Annotated in this window: 1 protein-coding gene and 1 pseudogene; one reads left to right on the forward strand and one right to left on the reverse strand. The window is 60.5% G+C overall.

Features of this window, described 5'->3' with window-relative positions; genetic code table 11:
* Positions 1-585 precede the first annotated feature (585 nt).
* Positions 586-939, reverse strand: a complete 354-nt coding sequence (locus EV148_RS18225; protein ID WP_046742232.1) for a hypothetical protein — start codon at positions 937-939, stop codon at positions 586-588.
* A gap of 148 nt (positions 940-1,087) precedes the next feature.
* On the opposite strand from EV148_RS18225, the pseudogene EV148_RS18230 reads away from it, so the two are divergent.
* Positions 1,088-1,339, forward strand: a pseudogene (locus EV148_RS18230) (IS110 family transposase); the annotation flags it as partial.

Consider the following 1,339-nt stretch of genomic DNA (forward strand, 5'->3'; position numbering starts at 1 on the left):
GCACCTTCTGCTCACCGCAAGGCCGAATACACGACTGCAACCGCACCGCTTGCCAAAGCGAACTCACTCGGTCACTTGCAAGGGGAGTCCATACAGAATTGTTAGGCCGCACCTGCGCCCCTGATCTTGGCTAGCGCCGCTGCCCCCAACGCCCAGAGCAAAGTAAAGCATGCGGCGGCGAAGACTGCCACGCTAAACACCAGCCACACGGAACCACGCCCACCGCTGAAGTTGAGTTGCGGATTACCCGCCAAGGCGACTGATATTGGAAGCCAGAGCGTGGCCCCGACTAACGAGACGAGAGAGGCGGCGCGTAGCGCAGAGCCCCGCACGCTGAGTACCACTGCCGTGCTCGACAAGGCACAGAGCCCCAGGGCGACCAAGCCATTCCCGAGCGGCAATCCACCAACCAGAGGTGTCTCGAGGTAAGGCGCGCCACGGACGAGCGATAGCACGACCAAGACGACGAACGCCACGAGCACCAAAGCGATCAGGCTCTTCTTGGTCATGCTTGCGACGGCACCCGACTGAGGCCTAACGCCCTGAGTTCAGCCGCCGCCGTACGCGGTCGGCTGCAACGAAATGTTAGGGGCGCTGCTTGCGAAAGAACCCCTTGACGACCCAAATGGCTGCATATAGCAAAACTGCGAAAACAAGTGCTATGAAAAAACCTTCTGGCCACTTTCCCGCTCCAGAAATGTAGGCGGAGCCGCCGAGAACGCCGACGATGCCAAGGCACACCCGAAGGTCAATGGGTAAACTGACAAAAGGAAGGCCTGCAAGGCTAGCTGTGACAACAGCAATGCCAAGAAAAATGCGGCCCATTTCGGGCGAGTCGGGAGCACCGGTGGCAAACATGAACATGAGAAAACCGGCGACAGCAACACAAAGCACCGCCCAGACAAGTTTTAATCGGTGAATACCGTGACGCATATCCATACATCCACCCTAACACCTGAGTTAAGCCGCGCCGCGAAGCGGCGTCGGCTTGGATGATCGAATGGTCCCCTCGTGTCGCCACACGGCTTCGATGAGCCAGACTGAAAGGTTTAGCCTTCAGGACACGGGATCGCGAGAGGAGTCCGCCATGCATGCTACGCCGAACAATGTCGCCATTTCCACCGTCGCCATCGACCTCGCCAAGGACGTGTTCGAACTCGCCTTCGCCGATGCCGGTGCACGCATCGTCGAGCGCCGGCGGCTCAATAGAACCGCGTTCGCACGCGTGCTCGACAATCGCCCGCCGCTGCGCGTCGTGATGGAAGCCTGCGGTTCGGCGCATTACTGGGCGCGCCGCTTCGCGCGACTCGGGCATGCGGTCGAGCTGCTGCCGGCGCAC

It is taken from the genome of Dokdonella fugitiva, assembly GCF_004342425.1.
GTDB lineage: Bacteria > Pseudomonadota > Gammaproteobacteria > Xanthomonadales > Rhodanobacteraceae > Dokdonella_A > Dokdonella_A fugitiva.

What these genes read in the sequence shown, in the direction of transcription:
- EV148_RS18225 (WP_046742232.1), bottom strand. Translation starts at nt 939, where the DNA reads ATGGATATGCGTCACGGTATTCACCGATTAAAACTTGTCTGGGCGGTG.